Raw genomic sequence first — 20,604 nt, forward strand, 5'->3', positions numbered from 1 at the left:
GCTTCCGTTGCCCACTGTGAAGCTCGGTACCAGTCCGTTTCCATTGACCACGGTCATCTTGAAGGTGTACATGCTTCCTCTGTTCAGCGTGATGGCATTTGCCGCATCACTGCGCACACTTGCCGCTGCACTCTGGCTTGCGGAAACCACACCCGCTGCTCCATATGTGTTGCTTACATTTCTCGATGTGGAGCCGCTCTTCTTCGCTGTCGTCGTCTTTGTCTCCAGGTTCTGGATGCTTGCTTCCAGTGCTTCTACGGCACTCTTGACCTCTTCTTCGGTCGCTGCTTCATTGTTCAACACAACCTTTGCGTTGCTCAATGCCTTCTGCATCGCTGCCACGCTCTTTGCTGTGTACTTGCTGGTGTTCACTGCCTCTGCTTTTCCAATCAGGTCTTTCAAAGCGTCCTTGTTCGGAATCATACGCAGTGCTGTAATCGCATTGAGCAGTTCTTCAGCCTTCTCATCCACTGCCTCCTGGGTTGCATTGTCATTTTCCAGTAGATCTTCTGCTTCTCCCAGGACGGTTACAAATACACTCCATTCATTATCCTGGATGTACTTCGAAGCATTCTTTACAATCTCTTTGCCTTCTGCTACCAAAGCTTCCAGATCCGTCCTATCTGCACGGAAGACCAGGTTGTCAAGCGCTTCATACAGTGCTTCTGCCGCTGCCTGGATGTCTGCTTCCAGTACTTCCTCGTCGTCCATCAGGTCCTCTGCCGCCTTGTATGCGTCGTCCAGCGCCTGTACGCTCTCCGGCGTGAAGTTCTCTCGATTGATGCTCTCTGCAATCTCCATCGGGATTTCCAGCTGGCTCTTGTCGCCCGCTGTAAAGCTCAGATACTGCAATGCCTCGATCAGCTCAAACATCGCGTTGTTGATCTCGTCCTGGCTTGCGGTCTTCTTTTCTTCGATCGCTTTCGCTGCCTGCAACGCTTCCTTGTACTTCTTCTGTACCGACGGGACTGCCGCCTCTACCTGCGCTTTCACGTTCTCGCTCTCTGCGATTGTGATCACTTCGCGCAGATTTTCCTTATCCACGATCGTGAAGCCCAGTTCAATCGTGGTGTCTGCATTCGGCATTGCCAGGCTGTAGATATACTCGGCAACGTCAAAGTTCTCTTCTGCTACGGCTTCGCCGTTCACGGTGACGCCTGCGATCTCTCTTCCTTCGACTCTCGGCTCAAAGGTCAGATCGAGCGAAGTTTCTGCCATCACGACGTCTTTATATGCGCCGGTCAGGTTTGCAATCGTCTGCTCTTCTCCATCGATCGACAGCTTCACCGTTGTCGGGTAGCTTACTGTCAGGGTATGTTCGCTCGGAATCACCGGTTCGTCGGGAATATCCTCCGAGTTCGGCGTGGTCATCGCTGCATAGAGGATATTCTTTGCAACCCCTATCGCCATCTGGCTGGCATCTTCCGGAAGCGCTTCTGCATCCGCGATGGCACGTTCCAGGCGTTCCAAACTGGTTTGTGTAAAGTTTGTGGTATCCGTTGCCTTGGCCTGCGCCAAGATTTCTGCTAGTTTCTCACGATCCTCTGTCGTATCGGCCCGGAAATCGGTCCTAATTTCCAACTCTTCGGAAGTTGCGATCACTTGCTCATCCTTGAGAGCAACGAGCTTGACATAATAAGTTCCCGCTTCTGGAACGGTAAAGGCTACCTTATCCTTGGCATGGCTTCCATGATACCGGATATTGGTTTCTTCATGTGTATATATACCGGGTTCTATACCATAGAGCACCTTGTAGCCATTTGCACCGGAATTCAACGGATAATAGGCCAGTAAGGTATTATATGCGGAAGTAATGTCCACTTCCAAAATAATGGGCTTTTGCAGTTCTGTCAGTTCCTCGTCGTTCAAAGGCCGCACAAGAACATTGTCGACGTCAAAACTACGCTGATAACTCCGTACACCAATCTTACCTGTCTGATAACGGCTATCAGCATCAGTCCATTGATGCACCAGTTTTCCGTCAATGTAGAACTGGAAGGTATCATGCCATACAATCACTTGAAGGGTATAAGTTTTCCCAACTTCAAACTGGAAGCCTGCCTCCCTGGCGACTTGATGCCAGCTCCCATCACCATAACCCATGATCCAATAATCATGTCCTATGCCAAAATAATAACCATGGAAATTATCTGCACCGGAACCTTCGTTTGTGCTACGGAAGATGATTCCTGCGTTCTGATCGTTTTCCTGGGTTAAGGTAATGTCCGCCTTGACGACATAATCACTCCATGCATCATCTCCAGCCATTGCTTTGACATCGTCGTCCGTGCCAAAATGCATGACACCGTCTGCAACCTGGATCTTATCGACCGTACCATGTTTGGTCCACACAGCATTGGAGGCATCCGCATCAGAAAAATCATCTGAGAAGTTTGCCTCTATATAAGGTGGATACTCAGATCCTGTTTGGCCGTCACCGTCCTCAAAGTCCGCAAAGACTTTCAGATCTTCTTCCGTCACCGGACGGACGTCAATTCCGTTGGCAGTAAATGCTTCCTTCCAGGAACGGAAGCCGACTGTTCCCACTGCATAACGGCTGTCGCGGAAACGATAGACAAGTTCATTATCGACATAAATCGCAAAATATTCACCGCGGGCAACCACCTTAATGGTATAGACCTGTCCTGCCTGGAAATCATGTGGAATCCCAATCAGCTGGTTCCAGCTTCCATTGGCAAAGCCTACGACGATCCCGTTCTTTCCAATACCTGCATAGTATCCATAGTACTCATCCGCGTTATTACCAAATTGGGTTCCACGGAAAATCAACCCAACATCCCGGAATTCATTTTTATCAATTGTGACCTGTGCTTCAACAACATAGTCAGACCAATCATAGGCTTCTTCTAAGTCCAAAACTGCCTTAACACGTTCTCCCGAGCCAAAGTGAATCTGGGACGCGCTGTCCGACACCTTTTGAATCTCCACCAATCCCTCTGGATCATACAGAAGCCAATCGCGTTCTGTCTCTTCTACTGTTCCAAATCCAGAATACGAAGCCTGAGGCACATTGGGATCTGGCTTTGAAATATCATCCGAACCCGGCTGAATAACGCACTCTTTCGCAGTCTCTTCCCCTTGAATCATCGCAATGACCCGGACATAACAAGCTTTTGACTCATCAATCCCACGCAGGGTAATTGTTCCTGTTTCAAAGCCTGTGACCGTATTGGTATATGCGCCTTCCTGTGTACCATATTCAACGCGGAACGGCGTTTCCTGTGCATCAAGATTGGTGATTACCGTCACAGTATCGTCTGAGCGCTTGGTATGTACAATCCGAATCTCGTCTACAGAGCGGCGAACTGGTACCACTTCCAGCTGATCGGCACGAGCATCCACTAAACGGATGTTGTTGTATTGACCAGCATCGAACCGGAGGTCTCCGGAAATCAAACTCTTCAAATTTTCAACTGTTGCCGAACCGGTCGAGAGATCGATTTCTTGGGAGTACTTTCCATTGATTACCAGAAGTCCCTTTCCCTCCCCGCGAATTTGCAGGGTATAATCGCGCGCTTCAGGTACTACCACATTGTCAAATTCCTGATAGGTTGTTCCATGAACCGTGATTTCCTTTGAATCTACGGCGGCTGTCTTTACGATGGTAGCAGAGGGTTCCCCTATCTTCGGAAAATGTGTGATGCGCAGTCGGCCACATCCATACGGAATCAACTCGATATCCTCCACCAGACTCTCGTCGTACGGGGTCGGTCCAAAGGGTTGTGGTCCAGCCATATTGCCATCCAAGGTCCAAGAGGGGATGATCTGGCCTTTGCCTTTTAAGGTAACCGGAGCATTGTCCACAGAAAAGGGTTGAAGCGCCACTTCATTCGTCTCAACGATTTCAAAACTTTCCTCCGGATTCTCGCGATTGACAACCAGGCCATAATTCCAGCGGCTAGCTGGATAGATTTCGCGCAATGGGGACTGCTCTTGATGCGCCTGTTGGATGTCGCGTGCGTCGTTGCTATCTTCTGTTCGCCAATCTTCTTCGATCTTAAGGCTGAAAATCAGAGGACCTTTTTCCACAGCAACCGAGTCGTTGTACCATGTTGAGGTTTCTAGTTCACTCGGAAGGCGCAAATCCACCTCGTCTCCTGCCTGCCAATCGCGTTTGATTGTATAATATTCACCGGTAATCACGCCTTCTTGTTCTTCTCCATTGACAGAGACTGCCGGGGCCTCACACCACTCTGGAATACGCAGTTTTAATTCAAATTCTGCGGTTTCACCGTTATATGTCAGATGAACAGCATCCTTAAAAGGATAATCTGTTTCCTGAACAAATTTAGCTGTTTTTCCATCCGCTACCTTAGCTGTCACACTGTTCGGTCCATAGGCAACCAGTGCCAGTCCATTGTCCTCGGTCGCCATCCACATATTCTGGACAAATTTAGGCCAACCCATGTGACAATTCGGGAAACAGCATTCAAATCCCGCCGGAGCGCCGTAGGCAATGTCGTCTCCATGGTCACAGTCGAATTCATGATACCCCACCGTGGAGATCACCTGGTTTTGCAGCTGATAGTAACACTGCCCGCTAAAATCGGGAGTAAAACAAGCGGGTAAAGAATTGTAGGCGAGGCGTTCCATATGGTCTGCTGTCCAGACATCCCCAAAGATACGTTCGGAGATTTCCGCAGTCAACAGGCCTTCCACCACGCTACACGTCTCAGTGCCGCGGGTGGAACGGTTGTCCCGTGCCGCTTCATCTGCATTGGGTTGATTGTCAATACGGCCGTGGTCTACGCTGTAGTTAAAAATACCATTGCGATAGGCTGTCTTGTCCGCCTCGTCACGGCTCAGCTGATAGTAGACCGGTGGAGTCTTCATCCCTTGTGTGGTATTTACAACATGTTCACGCACAGTCGTATTATTACATTTATCCTGCCAATCCCAAGACTGTTCATAAAGCATGGTTCCCAAGTCCAACAGCCACTGACTCTCCTCCGGGTTGGACGGGTCATATACCTGGTTGTAGAACCAAAAGACACATTCAAGGTTATCTCCTCCACGTGCATCGCCCCAATCACTAAGCGGACGGTTTGGCAGTTCTTTTTCCTGATACCGATAATACTTTTCAAAAAATGGGAGCACTCGTTCATCCGGATTCCCCTGTTGTACTGTGGCCTCATAGTAGTCACGCATCCCCATCAGAGCAGGCATGCGCGACCACCAATTTTCTAAACTGCTATTCGGGCCAAAGGCACCGGATTCTGTTTGACTGCTGAGAATGGCCTCTACCCATTGCTGCGCTTCCTCTTTCAAGGCCGCATCGTCTAGCGCATAAGCCAAAGCGACAAGCCCCCGGAAGAAATATGTCCCTTTCTCCCAGTTGTCTCCGCTTTGATGGTTGAGCCATTCGCTGGTCTCATAGTTGTAATTGTTGAATTTCTTCATGTTGCCGGTCAGATTATCCTTTTGTAGCAAAAGCTGATTTTCCAACCAATCACGCGCCTTTACTGCCCCCAACGGTAATTGTACCAGTGGGGTTTCCAAAAGCTCTCCCTGGTTGGATACATAGTTTTGATTTCCTCTCCGGGAAGGCTCCTCTTTGGCGGAAACAGGCATCGCCATACTGCACAGCATCGAAACTGCTAAAACACAGGCTGAAACCCGCCGCCAAAGCTTTCCGGTTCGTTTCATAGAATTGACTCCTCCTATCCAGTCTGGCATCCTTTGGCCATTTTTACATTTATCAGTATACCAAACTCATCTATGCAAGTATTTACAATTTTTCGATATAATTTTATATTTTTTTAATATTAATTCTAAAATTTATATTATTATCGCTCGACGATACTTTTGTCGATAGCAATATATTTATAGAATAGTAACACTGTATTTGGTTGCCTTTATTTTTTATAATTTTTAATATCCATCAAAACAAGTATTTTTTAATACCGTTTGATAAACAGCCGATAGCGCAAAAATTTTTATTTTAGCTGCTAACTTCTGTTTTCACAACATCTTGCAGGAAAATAATAGGCTTTTACTTTTGTACGTTGTATCCGTTCAGCCTTTCTAGTGCTTAAACGCAAAAATACCACCTCAGATTTTCTAAGGTGGTGTTTTATTCTCTCTATTTGCTTCTAGCTTTTGTTCGTAACTTTAACGGTATCGATCGATCTGGATTCCACCAAGCATCACCAGAATAATTTTTCCAGTCTATTTTCCAATGGTCCACTTGTTCGTATTGTTCTACTCCACATGTTCATGCCAATCGGATGCAATCCAGGTTTTACCCGATTCTCCTGGCGTCTCACTAGCGGACCCATACGCTTGTGTCTTCCATCCAACATTTTCTCATCTAAAGGTTTCGGTCACGTCACCACAATTCATAAACTTGTCTAGGAAAACCATAATTTTTCCAAATCTCTGCATTCTGCAGAAAGACCCAATCCTATTTCAAACCCTGATTGACTGTATTGCTCCAACCTTTTTCCATAAAAAACTATCCATGATTTAGAATATCACGTTGAAGGCTCATATTCGCTACGAGCATATAATCGTCTTTCCATGCCGTCCCATCTGGAACTCTCCAGGTGACAGACATCTTTGGGATTCTGCTTTTAATTCGTCAGGAATTCAATCGGTTGGTATATCAATCTGATAGGTATTGGTCTACGTTTACTAAACGTTCACTTTTACTGATACAGACAACTCTTATATCAACAGGAATGGGGGCACTACTAGGGAAATTCAATATTTTCTTCTCTTAATAATATATCCTTTTGCTCCACACATTGTACACCCTTTCTGCCTCCCGTGGCTCTCTTCAAGCAGTTTGATAAAGATGCCACTAGTCGAATATATGTAACGAAACATATATGCTATTGCCCAAAATCAATTATCCGAATCTAGTATTATGAAATATATTTCATAACATTTTTTACCTTTTACATATGAAGGATAACAAAATTTTGTTATCGGATTAGAACTTAACCTTGCATTTCAATTTAAACTCTAACTTATTGCATCCTTTGGATATACAATTTAAAACTTACTTTGATATTTAATAGTTTCCACAATATTGGGAATTATATAGAATTACATATAAATTTAAGCACAAACACAACACTTTTACATGTATGGCATGTATTTAACATACTTCAATTAACCATTCGTAGATTCCTTTCCTTGTTTCCAGCCTCCTTCATCAACTGGAATAAAATCATCTATAAATGACGAAACTGTTTCTAAACGATTTGGGCCATGTTGTATCCGTCGTCTTGGTATCCGTCGCATCATTCCTCGGCTGGATTGGAGGATCATTTCGCATGGAGAAACACATTTTGATCCTGGCAACCACCCACGATTTCCTCTGGAAATTCGAACGGGAGGATGTCAATCTGTTACAGCAAATGGGGTTCGTGATTCACTATGCGACGAATATCAAAGAGCCCACTTATGTCTCCTATAAGAAAGACATTCAAAGGATGGGGGTACAAATTCACCACATCGAAATTGCAAGGTCTCCCTTTTTGCTTCGGGATAACTGCAAAGCGCTCCAGCAACTTCTACAGCTGATTGATCGGTATTCTATCCAGGCCATCCACTGCCACACACCCGTCGGTGGATTGTTGGGCCGGCTCGCCGGAAGACTCTGTAGGAATCTTTCTCCCCTGATCCTCTACACTGCACACGGCTTTCATTTTTACCGGGGTTCTCCTTTATTTAACCGCTTGGTCTACTATCAAGTGGAAAAAAAATTGGCGAACGACACGGATGTACTGATCGTCATCAATGGGGAGGACTTTAAAGCCGCTCAAAAATTTCACCTTAAACCGGGAGGCCGTCTCTACCAAATTCCAGGCGTTGGGTTAGATCAGAATGTTTTTCACCCGCTCCCCGATCAACGGCGAAATGTCCTCCGGGATCAACTTGGAATTGGAAATCACGATTTTTTTCTTCTCTCCGTGGGCGAACTCAATGAAAACAAGAACCACCGTGTCGTTTTGGAAGCTCTGGCAGAAATGAAGCGCCAGCATAAGGACTTGTCACACATCCGCTATGGAATTTGTGGAGATGGCTTTCTCCACGGACGCATTCAACAATGGATACAAGAATGGGGCCTTGAGAAGCAAGTTATACTCTTTGGGTATCGTACACAGGTTTCGGAAATTCTCGGTTGTGCCGATGCCTCTGTTCTTTCGTCAAAGCGAGAGGGACTTGGAATGGCAGGACTGGAATCACTGGCCATGGGAGTCCCCGTCCTTGCTGCTGATAACCGCGGAACACGCGAGTACATGGTGCACGGCCAGAATGGTTTTGTTTGCGAGCGTAACGAAGCAGCTGCATTTATCGAAGGCATTGAATTTTTTCTGCGGTTAGGCCCAGAAGAACGCGCAATGATAAGGGACCGTTGCTGTGAATCCGCAAAACCCTTCGCAAAAGCTTATACCAACGCCATCATGCAAGAAATCTACGCCGAGGTGAATCGTAGGATTGAACAACGTATGTATAAGCCGTCCTATAAAAATCAGCATCATCATGGGGGTATTTAATCCACGTGTCAAAGAACGATTTTTTCGTTCGATTCAATCTATGATTGTACAAAGCTTTTCTGCCTGGGAATTGCTCCTGTATGACGACGGATCTTCGGAGCCCTATGCCACTGCGATCCGATCCGCAGCAGACCTGGATTCCCGGATACTGCTCATTCGGGCCCCGCAAAACCATGGGCTCGCTGATGCACTGAACACCTGTATACGGACTGCCAAGGGAGACTATATCGCCCGAATGGACGACGACGATTTTTCCACGCCCGACCGGCTTTACAAGCAATATCGGTTCTTAGAGGAACATCCAGAGTATCAATGGGTGGGAAGCTATGCAGAACTTGTGGATTCACAAGGAAAATGGGGGATTCTGAGAGTTCCAATCGTTCCACAGGCCCGCGATTTTCTCCACAATTCCCCATATATCCATCCATCCGTCCTGTTTCGCAAAGAGGTACTCATCCGCAATGGAGGATACAACCCAGCAAGGGTATTTTTTCAATGTGAGGATTACGAGCTGTTTATGCGTCTGCATCAAAACGGGGAGCGAGGATATAATCTTTCGGAACCGCTTCTAGAATATTGGGAGGATCGGGACTCCTATCGAAAGCGAACGTATCGGCGGCGCATCCGCGAGATGAACCTACGTTACCATGGCTTTCAAGCATTGGGTATTCTCCATACCTCGACATTTTTCTATGTCCTGAAACCGCTACTGGTCGGGGCGCTTCCTGCTTCCCTCCAATATTCCATCAAACGTTGGGAACAGCAAAAGCGCATCAACGGCAAAAAAGGGAGGTAAGCGAAGTCCATGCAGGATGACCGGCTCGCGCTGTATCAGCGCGAATGTCAAAATAGTCCCCAAATTGTGCACGCCCTTCAGGAACTGCCTCTCATAGGAGAGGATGCCATCTCCATCGTTTGCCGGTATGTGTTGGCTCCAGCATTGGGCGGGTTTACTCAGTGGCTTCTCAAGGAAGCCTGTAAAGCACAAAAACAGCGGCTCTACTTCTTGGCGCGGGACGGATATTTGATGTATCGTGCCGCGCTTCTTTTCTGTGAAAAGCAACGGCTTCCCATCGAATGCCGCTATTTGAGCTGCTCTCGTTATTCTCTTCGGATTCCAATTTTTCATTTGGATACAGAGGCCGCCCTTGCATACCTCTGCCGGGGTAGCTTACAAATCAGCCTGGAACGAATTCTCACACGCGCAGGGCTTACAGCCGATGAAAAGGAGGCTGTTTTCCAAGAACTCTCCCTACCCTATGGGCCAACAGTACGTCTCTCTCATACCAGGTTGGCGCAAATTCATGAAAGTCTGCGTCAATGTAGCACATTTCTCGCGGCCATGAACCGCCATTCAGCGGAAGCGATGCCAGCGTTAAAGGGGTATTTGTCCCAGGAAGGGCTTTTGGAGGACAGAACCGACGCCATTGTTGACAGTGGGTGGACAGGTTCTATGCAGATGGTCCTAAACGAAGTTCTTTCCCACATGGGACGAATTCGGCCGTTGAGTGGATACTACTGGGGACTTTATGAGTTACCTGTCCATGCAAATCGCACATTGTACCATTGCTATGATTTTTCCCCCACATCGCCTCTCAAAGCGAAAGTTTTTTTCAATAATTGCTTATTTGAGGCCATTTTTACCGCTCCACACGGTATGACAACCGGATACCGAAAACTTGGGGACCAATATGTCCCCCATTACGGATTCTCAGATGCACGCCGGAATGCATTTGTCGAACGTATAGAAGCGGAGATATTCCCCTATATCGAGCGGTTGGCGGAACATACACAAATATTGGAGCTTTCATCTGAAGACCTATACAAGGACCGAACCATTATACAACGGCTCCTCCAACGGTTCATGGCGGCCCCTTCTCCAGCAGAGGTTGCATGCTTTGGGTCCCTTCCCTTCTCCGATGACGTATTGGAAGGCGAGGAGCAACCTATCGCCTTCCCACTAACCGAGAAAGAATTGACACAAAGTCACCCGCTTCACAAACTCGTTGCCATATCCGGACGCGGGAAGCTCCCTCCCCGCGAAAGCGCATGGTATGAGGGAAGTGTGGTTCGCTGCGGAAAGCATATCCGGTATCATCTGTGGCAGTATACCCTGTATCAATGGATGCGGTATAGTCGAAAACGCCTTATGTATATGAGGGGAAAAAGGAGGGACAGCCGATATGGTTGATACAAAGCAGAGCAAGCAATATGCATTTGTCGTCCAGCAACTGACAGCCAGGGAAATCAAACGAAAATATGCCCGGTCGTATCTTGGAATTCTGTGGAGCGTCCTGAACCCTCTCCTCTCGATGGTGGTTCTTTCCCTGATTTTTTCACAGCTATTCCGGCGTTCCATAGACAATTATCCCATCTACTACCTGACAGGTTATCTCCTATGGCAAACCTTCACAGGGGCAACCACCGCCGCTATGACCGCCCTTGTAGACAACAAGATGCTATTGCTTAAAGTAAAATTCCCCATGGACCTGTTTATCCTCACAAGAGTTTACACCGCCCTAATCAATCTGGGCTATTCTGTCATCGCCTATATCATCATGCTTTTTGTATTCCAGGTTCCTGCGAAGTGGACTATGTTTCTGTCCCCTTTGATTGTTTTCTTTCTCTTTCTCTTTTCACTCGGGATTTCCTATATACTGGCTACTGCTTATGTATTCTTTGGCGATATAAAGCACCTGTACACCGTTTCGCTGACAATATGGATGTACTGTTCTGCCATCTTTTATCCGGTCGAGCAGCTTCAGGGTATGATTCGCGTCATCATTTGGAACAATCCTATTTACACCTACATCCACTGTATGCGAAAAGCGGTGATGGTAGGCGAACTGCCGACTCGCATCGAATGGATACAGATGCTTTTTTGGAGTGTGGGTATCTACTTGATCGGCTATCTGATTTTTAAAAAAAGCCGAAACCGAATCATGCAAAAAATCTGACGGAGGCGTCTGAAATATGCCATGGCAAACGAAAACAGCCACCCCGCACCAAACACCCAATGAACCGTCTCCTGCCATTGTGGTCAGCCATGTGACCATGCAATTTAAACGAGCAAAAGATGAAGCAACCAGTCTCAAAGAACTGCTTGTACGAACGCTGCGCAGGCAACACCGCTACGAAATCTTTCTGGCATTGGACGACATCAGCTTTACCATTCAGCCCGGCGAGGTAGTTGGTATCATTGGCACAAATGGCTCTGGGAAAAGTACCCTTCTCAAGATCATCTCCGGCGCCCTGATTCCGACCTGGGGCAGAGTACAGGTCGATCGAAAAAAGGTTCAACTTTTAACACTGGGAACCGGTTTTGACCCGGAACTGACCGGAAGGGAAAATGTCTATCTAAATGGAGCAATCATTGGATACCCTCAAAAATTCATCGATCAAAACTACTCCGCCATTGTGCGCTTCGCGGAGTTGGAAGGCTTTATGGAGGAAAAGGTGCGAAATTATTCCTCTGGAATGGTTTCGAGGCTTGGCTTTGCGATCGCCACGATCCGGGACACCCCCGAAATCCTCATTTTGGATGAAGTATTAAGCGTAGGAGACATGTTCTTCCGGCAAAAAAGCGAAGCCCGCATTCGAGAAATGATCCATGGCGGTTCCACCGTTCTGCTGGTGTCCCACTCCACCTCCGTCATCGAAAACAATTGTACCCGGGCTATTTGGATTGAAAAAGGCCATCTTCGCGCTTCTGGCGCTCCCAAAGAGGTTTGCCGCGCGTATGAAAAACTGAAGGAGATGTGAGCGTTGAAGGACCGGCTCTATGAACTCTTTGTAAATCGTGTTCCAGGAATCCGTGACCGGTATCGCAAAAGCCGGGAAACAAAGGCAGCACGCTGGAAATCGCTCCTACTCTTGTTGGGACTCAACCTCCAGTATTATGTATTCTTTCGCAGAAGCTTGGCATATCCAGAGCGGAGTCCCATGTATGAAGAAAAACGTCTATACAGCAGCGGAAGTGAGTCGTCCCTCTCACAGCGGGAGGCCCCCGAGGCATTCGCCGCAAGGCTAGCTTCCTTTGATGTTATCTCCTTCGATGTGTTTGACACCCTTCTTTTTCGGCCATTTTCCCACCCAACGGATCTCTTTTATTTGATGGGTATGGCGTTGTCCTATCCAGACTTTCGTCAAATTCGTATTGACGCCGAAAAACAGGCTCGGAAAGAAAAAAAGAATAACGCCAATACGTTCGAAGTATCTCTGTCCGATATTTGGGAGATTATGGAGCGGGAAACTGGCATCCCCCAAAAATATGGGATGCAGGTGGAGGAGGAATGGGAACAACGGTGCTGTTTCGCCAATCCATATATGTTACAAGTGGTCCATGCGCTGCTAAGGCGTGGCAAGGTGGTAATAGCTACCTCGGATATGTATCTACCTGCTGCCTTCATCCAAACGCTTTTGAGCCGCTGTGGTTATCGCTCATTGGTCGGTTGCTTTGTCTCCTGCGAATTTGGAACATCCAAGGGAGATGGCCGCCTTTATGAGGTACTCCGCCGTTCCTTCGGCCAGACAAAGACATATGTGCACGTCGGAGATCACCCCGAGGCCGACTATCAACAGGCTATGCGCCATCACATGCAGGCCATCCTTTACGCCAACGTCCACCATATGGGAAACCTTTACCGTCCGATGGATCTCTCCGCCATTGTTGGCAGCGTGTATCGTGGAATTATTAACACCCATATACACAATGGGCTCCGGACTTACTCACGCGAATACGAATATGGTTTTATTTATGGCGGCCTATTCGTAACCGGTTATTGCCAGTTTATCCATCAATATGTCCAAGCGCACAGTATAGAGAAAATCTTATTTTTATCCAGAGATGGATTTGTCCTTCTCCAAGCATACCGGCAGATGTATCCAAAAGAGACTACTCGAACCACATATGCGCATTGGTCTCGGCTGGCAGCGATCAAGTTATGCGCCAACGATTACCGCTCCGAATACTTTCGAAGGTTTCTTACCCACAAAGTCGATCAAAAGTACACCATCCAGCAGATTATAAAAAGCATGGAACTGGATCGTCTGCTTGATACGCTCTGTCAAACAGTGAAGGTGGAGCCGGATACGGAATTGACGTATAAAAATGTGGGAACCATTCAAAAATATTTGATGAACCACTGGGGGGACATCCAACATCTCTATCAAGAGCAGGTGGAAGCTGGCAAAGTGTATTATTTCCAACTTTTAAAAGGGTGTCACCGTGCTGTGGCCGTGGATATTGGCTGGGCGGGCAGTGGCGCCATCCTGCTCGACCATGCAGTCAATCGCCTTTGGCTTCTAGATTGTCCGATCACCGGGATTCTCGCCGGGACAAATTCCTGTTACAGTCCAGAGATAGATGCGAGCGAACCGTTCTTGTTCGCAGGCAAACTGGTCAGCTATCTTTATTCCCAAGGCGTGAACCGCGACCTTTGGAAGTATCATGATCCCGCACAAGGCCACAATCTTTACTGGGAACTCCTGTTGGGCGCTCCAGAAGGTAGCCTGAAAGGGTTCTATTGGGATCAATCGGGAAACTGCCAATGCCGGTTCAAAGAAAATGTTCCAAATCCAGAACGAATTCACGAGATCCACCGGGGAATTCTGGATTTTGTAAAACAGTTTTTAGCTGTGGAAGACCGCTTTGGTTGTGACATTCCCATTCCTGGAAGGGACGCCTATGCGCCCATGGTGAGTGTCTGTAGCCGAAAGAATAAATCGTTTCGAGAAGGTCTGGAGGGGTTACTGGATGAAACACATATTGCATAACGGGTCCGATAAACCGCTTGTTTTGTATCACGCTATCAGTTCTTATCAGCTTCTGGAAGTGATTCTCCACCGCTTGACCTATCACAAAAAAGAGTGGGCTGTATTGATTCTGCCGGATTTTATCCTACAAAAATATCCACAGTACAAACGATTAGTTACACAGCATCTTTTCGATGAAGTGTATCTCTTTCCCTATCTGCACATCCTGCATCGCACGGAAAAGCAGATTCTCGAGGATGTAAAACAATGCTACGAACAGATCGTCCCCTACCCCATCGCCGACTTTTCCGAGGTTTATGTTGCAGGAGCGCATTTTTACTTTTCCTTGTATCTCATTCAAAACCGGATTCCTTTCTATTTTTTTGAAGATGCTGCCGGGATGTTGAGCAAATCGCAGGAACTATATGAAACTTTGGCGGCCAGCTTTCCTACACATGCAAAAATTGCCCGGAAATATCGACTGTTCAATGGAGAAAATCCCTACATTTACCGGGTAATCTGTTTGAAGAAAGCACAGACCATCGACGTCTCCGACGAACGATACCTGGATTTTTCTGTGGAGGAAGCCTTACAAAATCTTCCGGAACGGGAGCGAAAAAACCTGATTCATTTTTTCTTAAAGCATCGCCTTTGGACAAAAGCTGAAGCCATTTTATTAACCCAACATTTTGCCAATCTCAATATGATGAGCGAAGAAGAGCAAATTCGCTCGTACAAGCTCCTTCGGGTCAGCGCCCTTCAGGATGTACGCCTCATTATTAAAAAGCATCCGGACGATTATTTAAACTACCGGAAGATCTTCCCTGACGCAGAATTGATCAAAGAAATCTTTCCAGCAGAACTTCTCCCCTATGTTTTTTGGCGAAAGCCCACCTCCATCTATACGTTTGATTCCACCAGCTGTGAGAATCTTGGTAAACACTTTTTGATTCAGAAGATCGAGAGGAAATCCTATGCAGAATAATCTGGTTTTGATTGTTGTCAATTCGGTATACCAACTTTTTACTGCAGTACACATGCGAAGAAGCCTTCTTGCAGACAGATTGGTCGACCTTCTGGTCACGGACGTCACTTCCGTTCTGAATGAAACAATACCCCGGCTGCAAGAAACAGGATTGTTTGAACGAGTGATCTCCGGGACTACCAAGGAGCTCAACAAAAAATATGCGGCTGCTCCAGCAGACGTACTCAATGAAGGTTTTCAAAATATTGATCGGACGTTGCGTTGGAATCTAAATGAGGAACTCGCCAGTTATTCGGAAATTTACTTTTCCAATTTTGATCCCTTTATCCGCATGTTGGCCTGCCTATACGAGGCCTCTCCCTGCGAATTCATCTGCTATGAGGATGGCTTCTCCTCCTACGTGATCGACTATCTTCGGGAAAACCGGGCTGCCATCAACCGCCACCCGGAGGGTGGGAAAATTCGAAACAAGGTCCATCGAGTTTTACTCTATGAGCCACACCTTGCCCTGCGTGGAGATTCCCTCACCAATCAGGCCTTGCCTAAAATCGACCGGCGCGATCAGGAGTTGAAACTCCTGCTGAATTATATTTTCGACTATAAAAAGCCGGAGGAATGTATGGACTTCATCTTTTTGGAACAGTCCTTTCGGGCCGAAGGCATTAAAACCAACGATCTTGCACTGATGCAATTATGCCAACAAACGGTTGGGCCCGGCCGATTCCTTGTAAAGCCCCATCCAAGGAATCCGGAAAATCTTCCCTTTCAGCTTGGATTAACCCGCAAATATCCCACAGAAGCGCCGTGGGAACTCTTCCTTCTGAATGAAAGCCCTGATCGCCGCACCATCATCACCGTCTGCTCCAATGCAGCGCTGACAAGCCGCATTGTATTTGGAATGGACATCAACACGTTGATGTTGTACCGCCTTTTTGAAGGAAAAGTCCTTTGGAAGGAAGATGCCATTTTAAAGCAGTATCTGCGTAAGTTCCGGCGGCAGTTTGCCGGAAAAAATTATTATGTGCCACAAACGATCTACGAGCTACAGGATATACTCAAGTATTTAGGAGGCCGCCATGAATCAACCAATCAAAGTTTCCATCATTATCCCTGTTTATCAAGTCGAAAACTATCTTGAGCGGGCTGTCGATTCTGTTTTGGCGCAAACCCTGCAAGAAAAGGAGATTATCCTGGTAGACGACGGCAGTGAAGACGCTTCCCCACAGATTTGCGACCGCTATGCACTGGAATATCCCGATCTTATCCATGTGATCCATAAGGAGAATGAGGGGCTTGGGTTGGCACGCAATACCGGTGTCCGGGCTGCTAAAGGGGAATACATCGCCTTTCTTGATTCAGATGACACCGTTGAACCGGAAATGTATGAGGAGATGTATCAAAAAGCCGTCGAACAGGATTTTGATATCGTGATGTGTGATGTCAAAATCCTTTACGTGGATGAAAATCGAACCAGTACGGTTTCAACTTATCCCCATGAACAGATCGATCTGTCCGACTACATTGCCAACGGCAATAATATCACATACAGCGTCAATAAGCTGTTTCGAAGGACTATCTGGGAAGAGAACCAATATGAGAAAATGCTCTTTGAGGACATCTCGCTCATTCCTTCTCTGATTACAAGATATCCCCGTATCGGTTATATTCCCAAACCTTTCTATCATTACTACCGGCGTGCAAACACCATCTCGACCTCTCTGGTGGGAAACATGGTCGACATCATCCAGGCTTTTCGTAACTTTATCGACACCAGTGACCAAGATTACCGTGATGAGGTGATCTACTGTGTCGCAAAACAATTATATTGGAATATGACACAGTCCAGGATACTTTTTCAAGCGGACTTTATCGATCTTCTAAAAGAGTATCAAAAGGACTTCTTGCTCAATTCCTACATCGCTCATGATGAAAAAATTCGGAGAATCCTAGATTTTCTCAAAGAGGAGATCCTTCCGGATCAAATCATCTGTGTTCATTTTGGGCGCCCGCTCCCCACTGAATTTCTGGAAGAACTCCAGACGAATTTCCCCAAAACGCGCCTGATCGACGCAGACGAGCGTTATTTCGCACAGGAAGAACTTCCCGAAAATGTTCACCAAGCTTGGGACGAAGGATACCTCGCCTATGTAGAGGAATACTGTGCCCTGAAAATCCTCTGTGAAGAAGGAGGAATTGTTCTTACTCCGGAGATGCACACAAATTTACAGTTCAAGAAGCTGCGGCTTCATACAATTTTTTTTGGTTTTGAAAACGAAGAAGAGCTGACAACCGGTTGCTTTGGAGCGGTCAAAGGGCATTATGTCATACAAGCTTTGCTCAGCACCTATGAGATGGATACCATTTTCAACAAGGCATTCCTCCCACTAAAAGACCGCCTGCGCGATTTTCTGGTCCTCCATTTCAATTTGAGGGTCAATGGGAGGAAACAGCTTTTGAAAAAAGAGATTCAGATACACCTGCCCAGTGTTCTGGCCTTCGACATGAAGGACGGCGAAAACTGCTGCAAACTGGGCGGTTATCCGGTTCCAGACGGATACGAAATTGTCAGCGATGCCGTCCTGAAAATGTGGTCAAACCGACTGTTGGAGAACTGGAATCTTTATAAACAAGAACTTAACCGAAAACGCCCTGCTCCTTCAAAACCTGCGCCAGCCCCCAGTAAAACGCGTCCTCCAGAATGGTATGAGCGGGAACTGCACAGGCAAATCGAGGAGGTCGTGGCCACTTATGAAAACTCCACCAGTTGGCGAATCACCAAGCCGGTTCGTGCACTTGGAGAATGGTTTGGAAAGCGAGGTAAAGCATAATGCGAACAGTCGCAATCATTCCCGCGCGGTATGACTCAAGCCGATTGAAGGGAAAACCTTTGGCAGATCTCTGCGGGAAACCGATGATCTGGTGGGTATATACACAGGTATGTAAATCCGAAAAGATCGATGCGGTCTATGTGGCAACGGACCATGAAGCGATTGCACAGGTCTGTGCACAACACAAGATGGCCTATGTTATGACGTCTCCTGATAACCGGACGAGCACCGAACGTATCTACGAGGCTGCACAGACCATTCCCGCGGATCTTTATCTCTGTATCAACGGAGATGAGCCCTTAATCGACCCTCTCCTAATTGAGCAAATCCTCCCAAGCGAAATAGCGGGGTTCTTTGCAGCCAATCTAATGACAAAAATTCATTCTCCAGTGGAAGCGGTTGATGATTCCAATATCAAAGTGGTAACCGATTGTGATGGCTATGCACTTTTTATGTCGCGCAGCCCGATTCCGCATCCAAAGTCCAGTATTCACTTCGACTTTTATAAACACCTTGGGGTTCTCGCCTATTCGATGGAAGCTCTACGTTTTTTTGCAGAAACGCCCAAGGGGGCAATTGAAAAAATCGAAGATATCAACGAACTTCGTTTTATTGAACACGGAAAAAAGTTAAAAATGATACCAGTTGAAGCACACACGCTTTCCGTCGATACACCAAAAGATCTAGACTATGTTCGAGGGATTATTCAACAAAAATTGGAACAGGGGGAAATCCAGCTGTGAGTCTTCAAATATTGGATTGTACACTGCGGGATGGCGGCTATATCAACGATTGGCGTTTTGGTCGTAAGACCATTACTTCGATCCTGGACAAGCTAGAATGTGCTAAAATCGACATCATTGAGTGTGGCTTTTTAACTGGCATGGTACAAGAAAAAGAGTGCTCGCTGTTTAACAGTACAGCAGACATTGAAGAGGTCCTACCGAAGCGGGAACGTTCTTCCATGTACGTTGCCATGATTGCCATCGGAGAAAAGGAATTGCATCCTTCTAAATTGACACCCTATGATGGCAAAAGTATCGAAGGTATCCGGCTGACCTTTCACAAAAATGAGATTGATCTGGCAATTGAATGGGCCCACATTATCATGGAGAAAGGATACCGCGTTTTTATGCAGCCGGTGGGTACCGTATTTTATAGCGATATAGAACTTCTTCAGTTGGTAGAAAAAATGAATCAATTGAAGCCATATGCCTTCTATATTGTAGATACACTGGGAAGCATGTATCGGAATGAGGTCTCGCACCGCTTCTATCTGATTGATGAAAACATGGACCCGCAAATTCACTTGGGGTTCCATGGACACAACAACATGCAGTTAGCTTTCTCAAACGCACAAGTATTGGGAAAAATTCAAACAAAACGTACGTTGATACTAGATTCCTCTGTTTATGGGATGGGGCGTGGAGCTGGCAACCTCCCGACAGAACTTATCACACAGTATATCAACAAAAATATCGCCTCGCGGTATGATGTGACCATGGTCATGGATATTTATGATGAGTACATTGCCGCTATTCGAAAAAAATACGAATGGGGCTACACAATGCCTTATCACATTGCCGCTAACAATGTCTGTCATCCGAATTACGCTGCATATCTCATCAATAAACAAACTTTAACCATGAAAGATATTGAAAAAATAATTCAGTCCATCCCGGATGCATACAAAGTTCTATATGATCGTTCTCTGATCGAGCAGCTTTATATACAGTTTCAAAGTCGGAAGATCGATGATCGTGCAGCTGTCGAGACCATCAAAACCTGGATTCAGGGGAAAAAGCCGCTTCTTCTTGCGCCGGGGAAAAGTCTGCTTTCAAAGTATGATACGATCATGGAGTTTATTGAAAAGGAACATCCGTATGTGATCTCCGTTAACTTTGTCGATCCCCGCTATCATATGGACGCTTGTTTTGTCAGCAATCATAAGCGTATGGATATTATCGGGCAGGAAATCCAACATTTTACAAAGATTCAAACGATCCTGACTTCCAACATTCCAGAGGGTCCATGGAAAGAATGCCTTTATGTAGACTATGACCGCTACACCAACGACGATGAAATGATCTCGGATAATGCCGGGCTGATGCTCTTAAAACTATTGGAGCACTGTGGCGCAACCGAAGTATATCTAGCCGGTTTTGACGGTTTCCATCATCGGTACAATGGCAACTATTACAGCAAAGAATTGAATTTTAAAGTCAATGAGGAGGAAATTCTGGAGAAACAACTTCGAATCCGAGGCCAGCTGGCAGAATTGTCCCAAAATATGAAAATACAGTTCTTAACTCCCTCCGTATATGAATGACTCAAATACCGCAAATTGGAATCGTCAAAGGATGGCCCGTTCCGCATGGAAACAGGCCATCCTTTTTGTTTTTGCAAGATGCATTATAAAAATGTTCAAAAACAAGCAGGCGATATACAATCTCTTTGACTCTTTGAGAACAACACAGAAAACCGATTGCATTCTCTTTAGTCAGGATAT

At 46.4% G+C, this 20,604-nt stretch carries 12 protein-coding genes; 11 read left to right on the forward strand and 1 reads right to left on the reverse strand.

The window, feature by feature from the left end; genetic code table 11:
• A partial coding sequence (locus tag B9Y59_RS10195) for a 3-keto-alpha-glucoside-1,2-lyase-like domain-containing protein (protein ID WP_158089001.1) occupies positions 1 to 5,667 on the reverse strand: 5,667 nt, incomplete at its 3' end.
• Positions 5,668 to 7,301: 1,634 nt separating this feature from the next.
• Here B9Y59_RS10195 and B9Y59_RS10200 point away from each other — a divergent pair.
• From B9Y59_RS10200 to B9Y59_RS10250, 11 genes are read left to right on the forward strand one after another with little or no spacing between them, the layout of a single operon-like run.
• Positions 7,302 to 8,528, forward strand: coding sequence for a glycosyltransferase (locus tag B9Y59_RS10200; protein WP_158089002.1), 1,227 nt, complete (start codon positions 7,302 to 7,304; stop codon positions 8,526 to 8,528).
• On the forward strand, positions 8,470 to 9,324 hold the full coding sequence (locus B9Y59_RS10205) for a glycosyltransferase (protein ID WP_143255291.1): 855 nt from the start codon (positions 8,470 to 8,472) through the stop codon (positions 9,322 to 9,324). The genes B9Y59_RS10200 and B9Y59_RS10205 overlap by 59 nt, the downstream gene beginning before the upstream one ends.
• 9 nt (positions 9,325 to 9,333) lie before the next feature.
• Entirely contained in the window at positions 9,334 to 10,719 is a 1,386-nt protein-coding gene (locus tag B9Y59_RS10210) for a hypothetical protein (RefSeq protein ID WP_085533271.1), read from the forward strand.
• Positions 10,712 to 11,485, forward strand: a complete 774-nt coding sequence (locus tag B9Y59_RS10215; protein ID WP_054324540.1) for an ABC transporter permease — start codon at positions 10,712 to 10,714, stop codon at positions 11,483 to 11,485. Before B9Y59_RS10210 ends, B9Y59_RS10215 begins: the two co-directional genes overlap by 8 nt.
• 16 nt (positions 11,486 to 11,501) lie before the next feature.
• The gene (locus tag B9Y59_RS10220; protein WP_242967286.1) at positions 11,502 to 12,290 is read left to right on the forward strand and encodes an ABC transporter ATP-binding protein; all 789 of its coding nucleotides are present in this window, start codon (positions 11,502 to 11,504) and stop codon (positions 12,288 to 12,290) included.
• A gap of 3 nt (positions 12,291 to 12,293) precedes the next feature.
• Positions 12,294 to 14,303, forward strand: coding sequence for a hypothetical protein (locus B9Y59_RS10225; RefSeq protein WP_085533273.1), 2,010 nt, complete (start codon positions 12,294 to 12,296; stop codon positions 14,301 to 14,303).
• Complete coding sequence (locus tag B9Y59_RS10230; protein ID WP_085533275.1) at positions 14,284 to 15,267, forward strand: hypothetical protein; 984 nt, start codon at positions 14,284 to 14,286, stop codon at positions 15,265 to 15,267. The genes B9Y59_RS10225 and B9Y59_RS10230 overlap by 20 nt, the downstream gene beginning before the upstream one ends.
• Positions 15,257 to 16,405 carry a polysialyltransferase family glycosyltransferase gene (locus tag B9Y59_RS10235; RefSeq protein ID WP_085533277.1) on the forward strand — a complete coding sequence of 383 codons (1,149 nt, stop codon included), beginning with the start codon at positions 15,257 to 15,259 and terminating at the stop codon, positions 16,403 to 16,405. Before B9Y59_RS10230 ends, B9Y59_RS10235 begins: the two co-directional genes overlap by 11 nt.
• Positions 16,344 to 18,095 carry a glycosyltransferase family 2 protein gene (locus B9Y59_RS10240; RefSeq protein ID WP_085533279.1) on the forward strand — a complete coding sequence of 584 codons (1,752 nt, stop codon included), beginning with the start codon at positions 16,344 to 16,346 and terminating at the stop codon, positions 18,093 to 18,095. Before B9Y59_RS10235 ends, B9Y59_RS10240 begins: the two co-directional genes overlap by 62 nt.
• Positions 18,095 to 18,838 (forward strand): 3-deoxy-manno-octulosonate cytidylyltransferase, encoded by a 744-nt coding sequence (locus B9Y59_RS10245; protein ID WP_085533281.1) that lies wholly within the window; start codon positions 18,095 to 18,097, stop codon positions 18,836 to 18,838. The genes B9Y59_RS10240 and B9Y59_RS10245 overlap by 1 nt, the downstream gene beginning before the upstream one ends.
• Positions 18,835 to 20,424: an aldolase catalytic domain-containing protein gene (locus tag B9Y59_RS10250; RefSeq protein WP_085533283.1), complete on the forward strand. Its 1,590-nt coding sequence runs from the start codon at positions 18,835 to 18,837 to the stop codon at positions 20,422 to 20,424. Before B9Y59_RS10245 ends, B9Y59_RS10250 begins: the two co-directional genes overlap by 4 nt.
• Positions 20,425 to 20,604 lie beyond the last annotated feature (180 nt).

The sequence above is a fragment of the Anaeromassilibacillus sp. Marseille-P3371 genome, assembly GCF_900169665.1.
GTDB lineage: Bacteria > Bacillota > Clostridia > Oscillospirales > Acutalibacteraceae > Anaeromassilibacillus.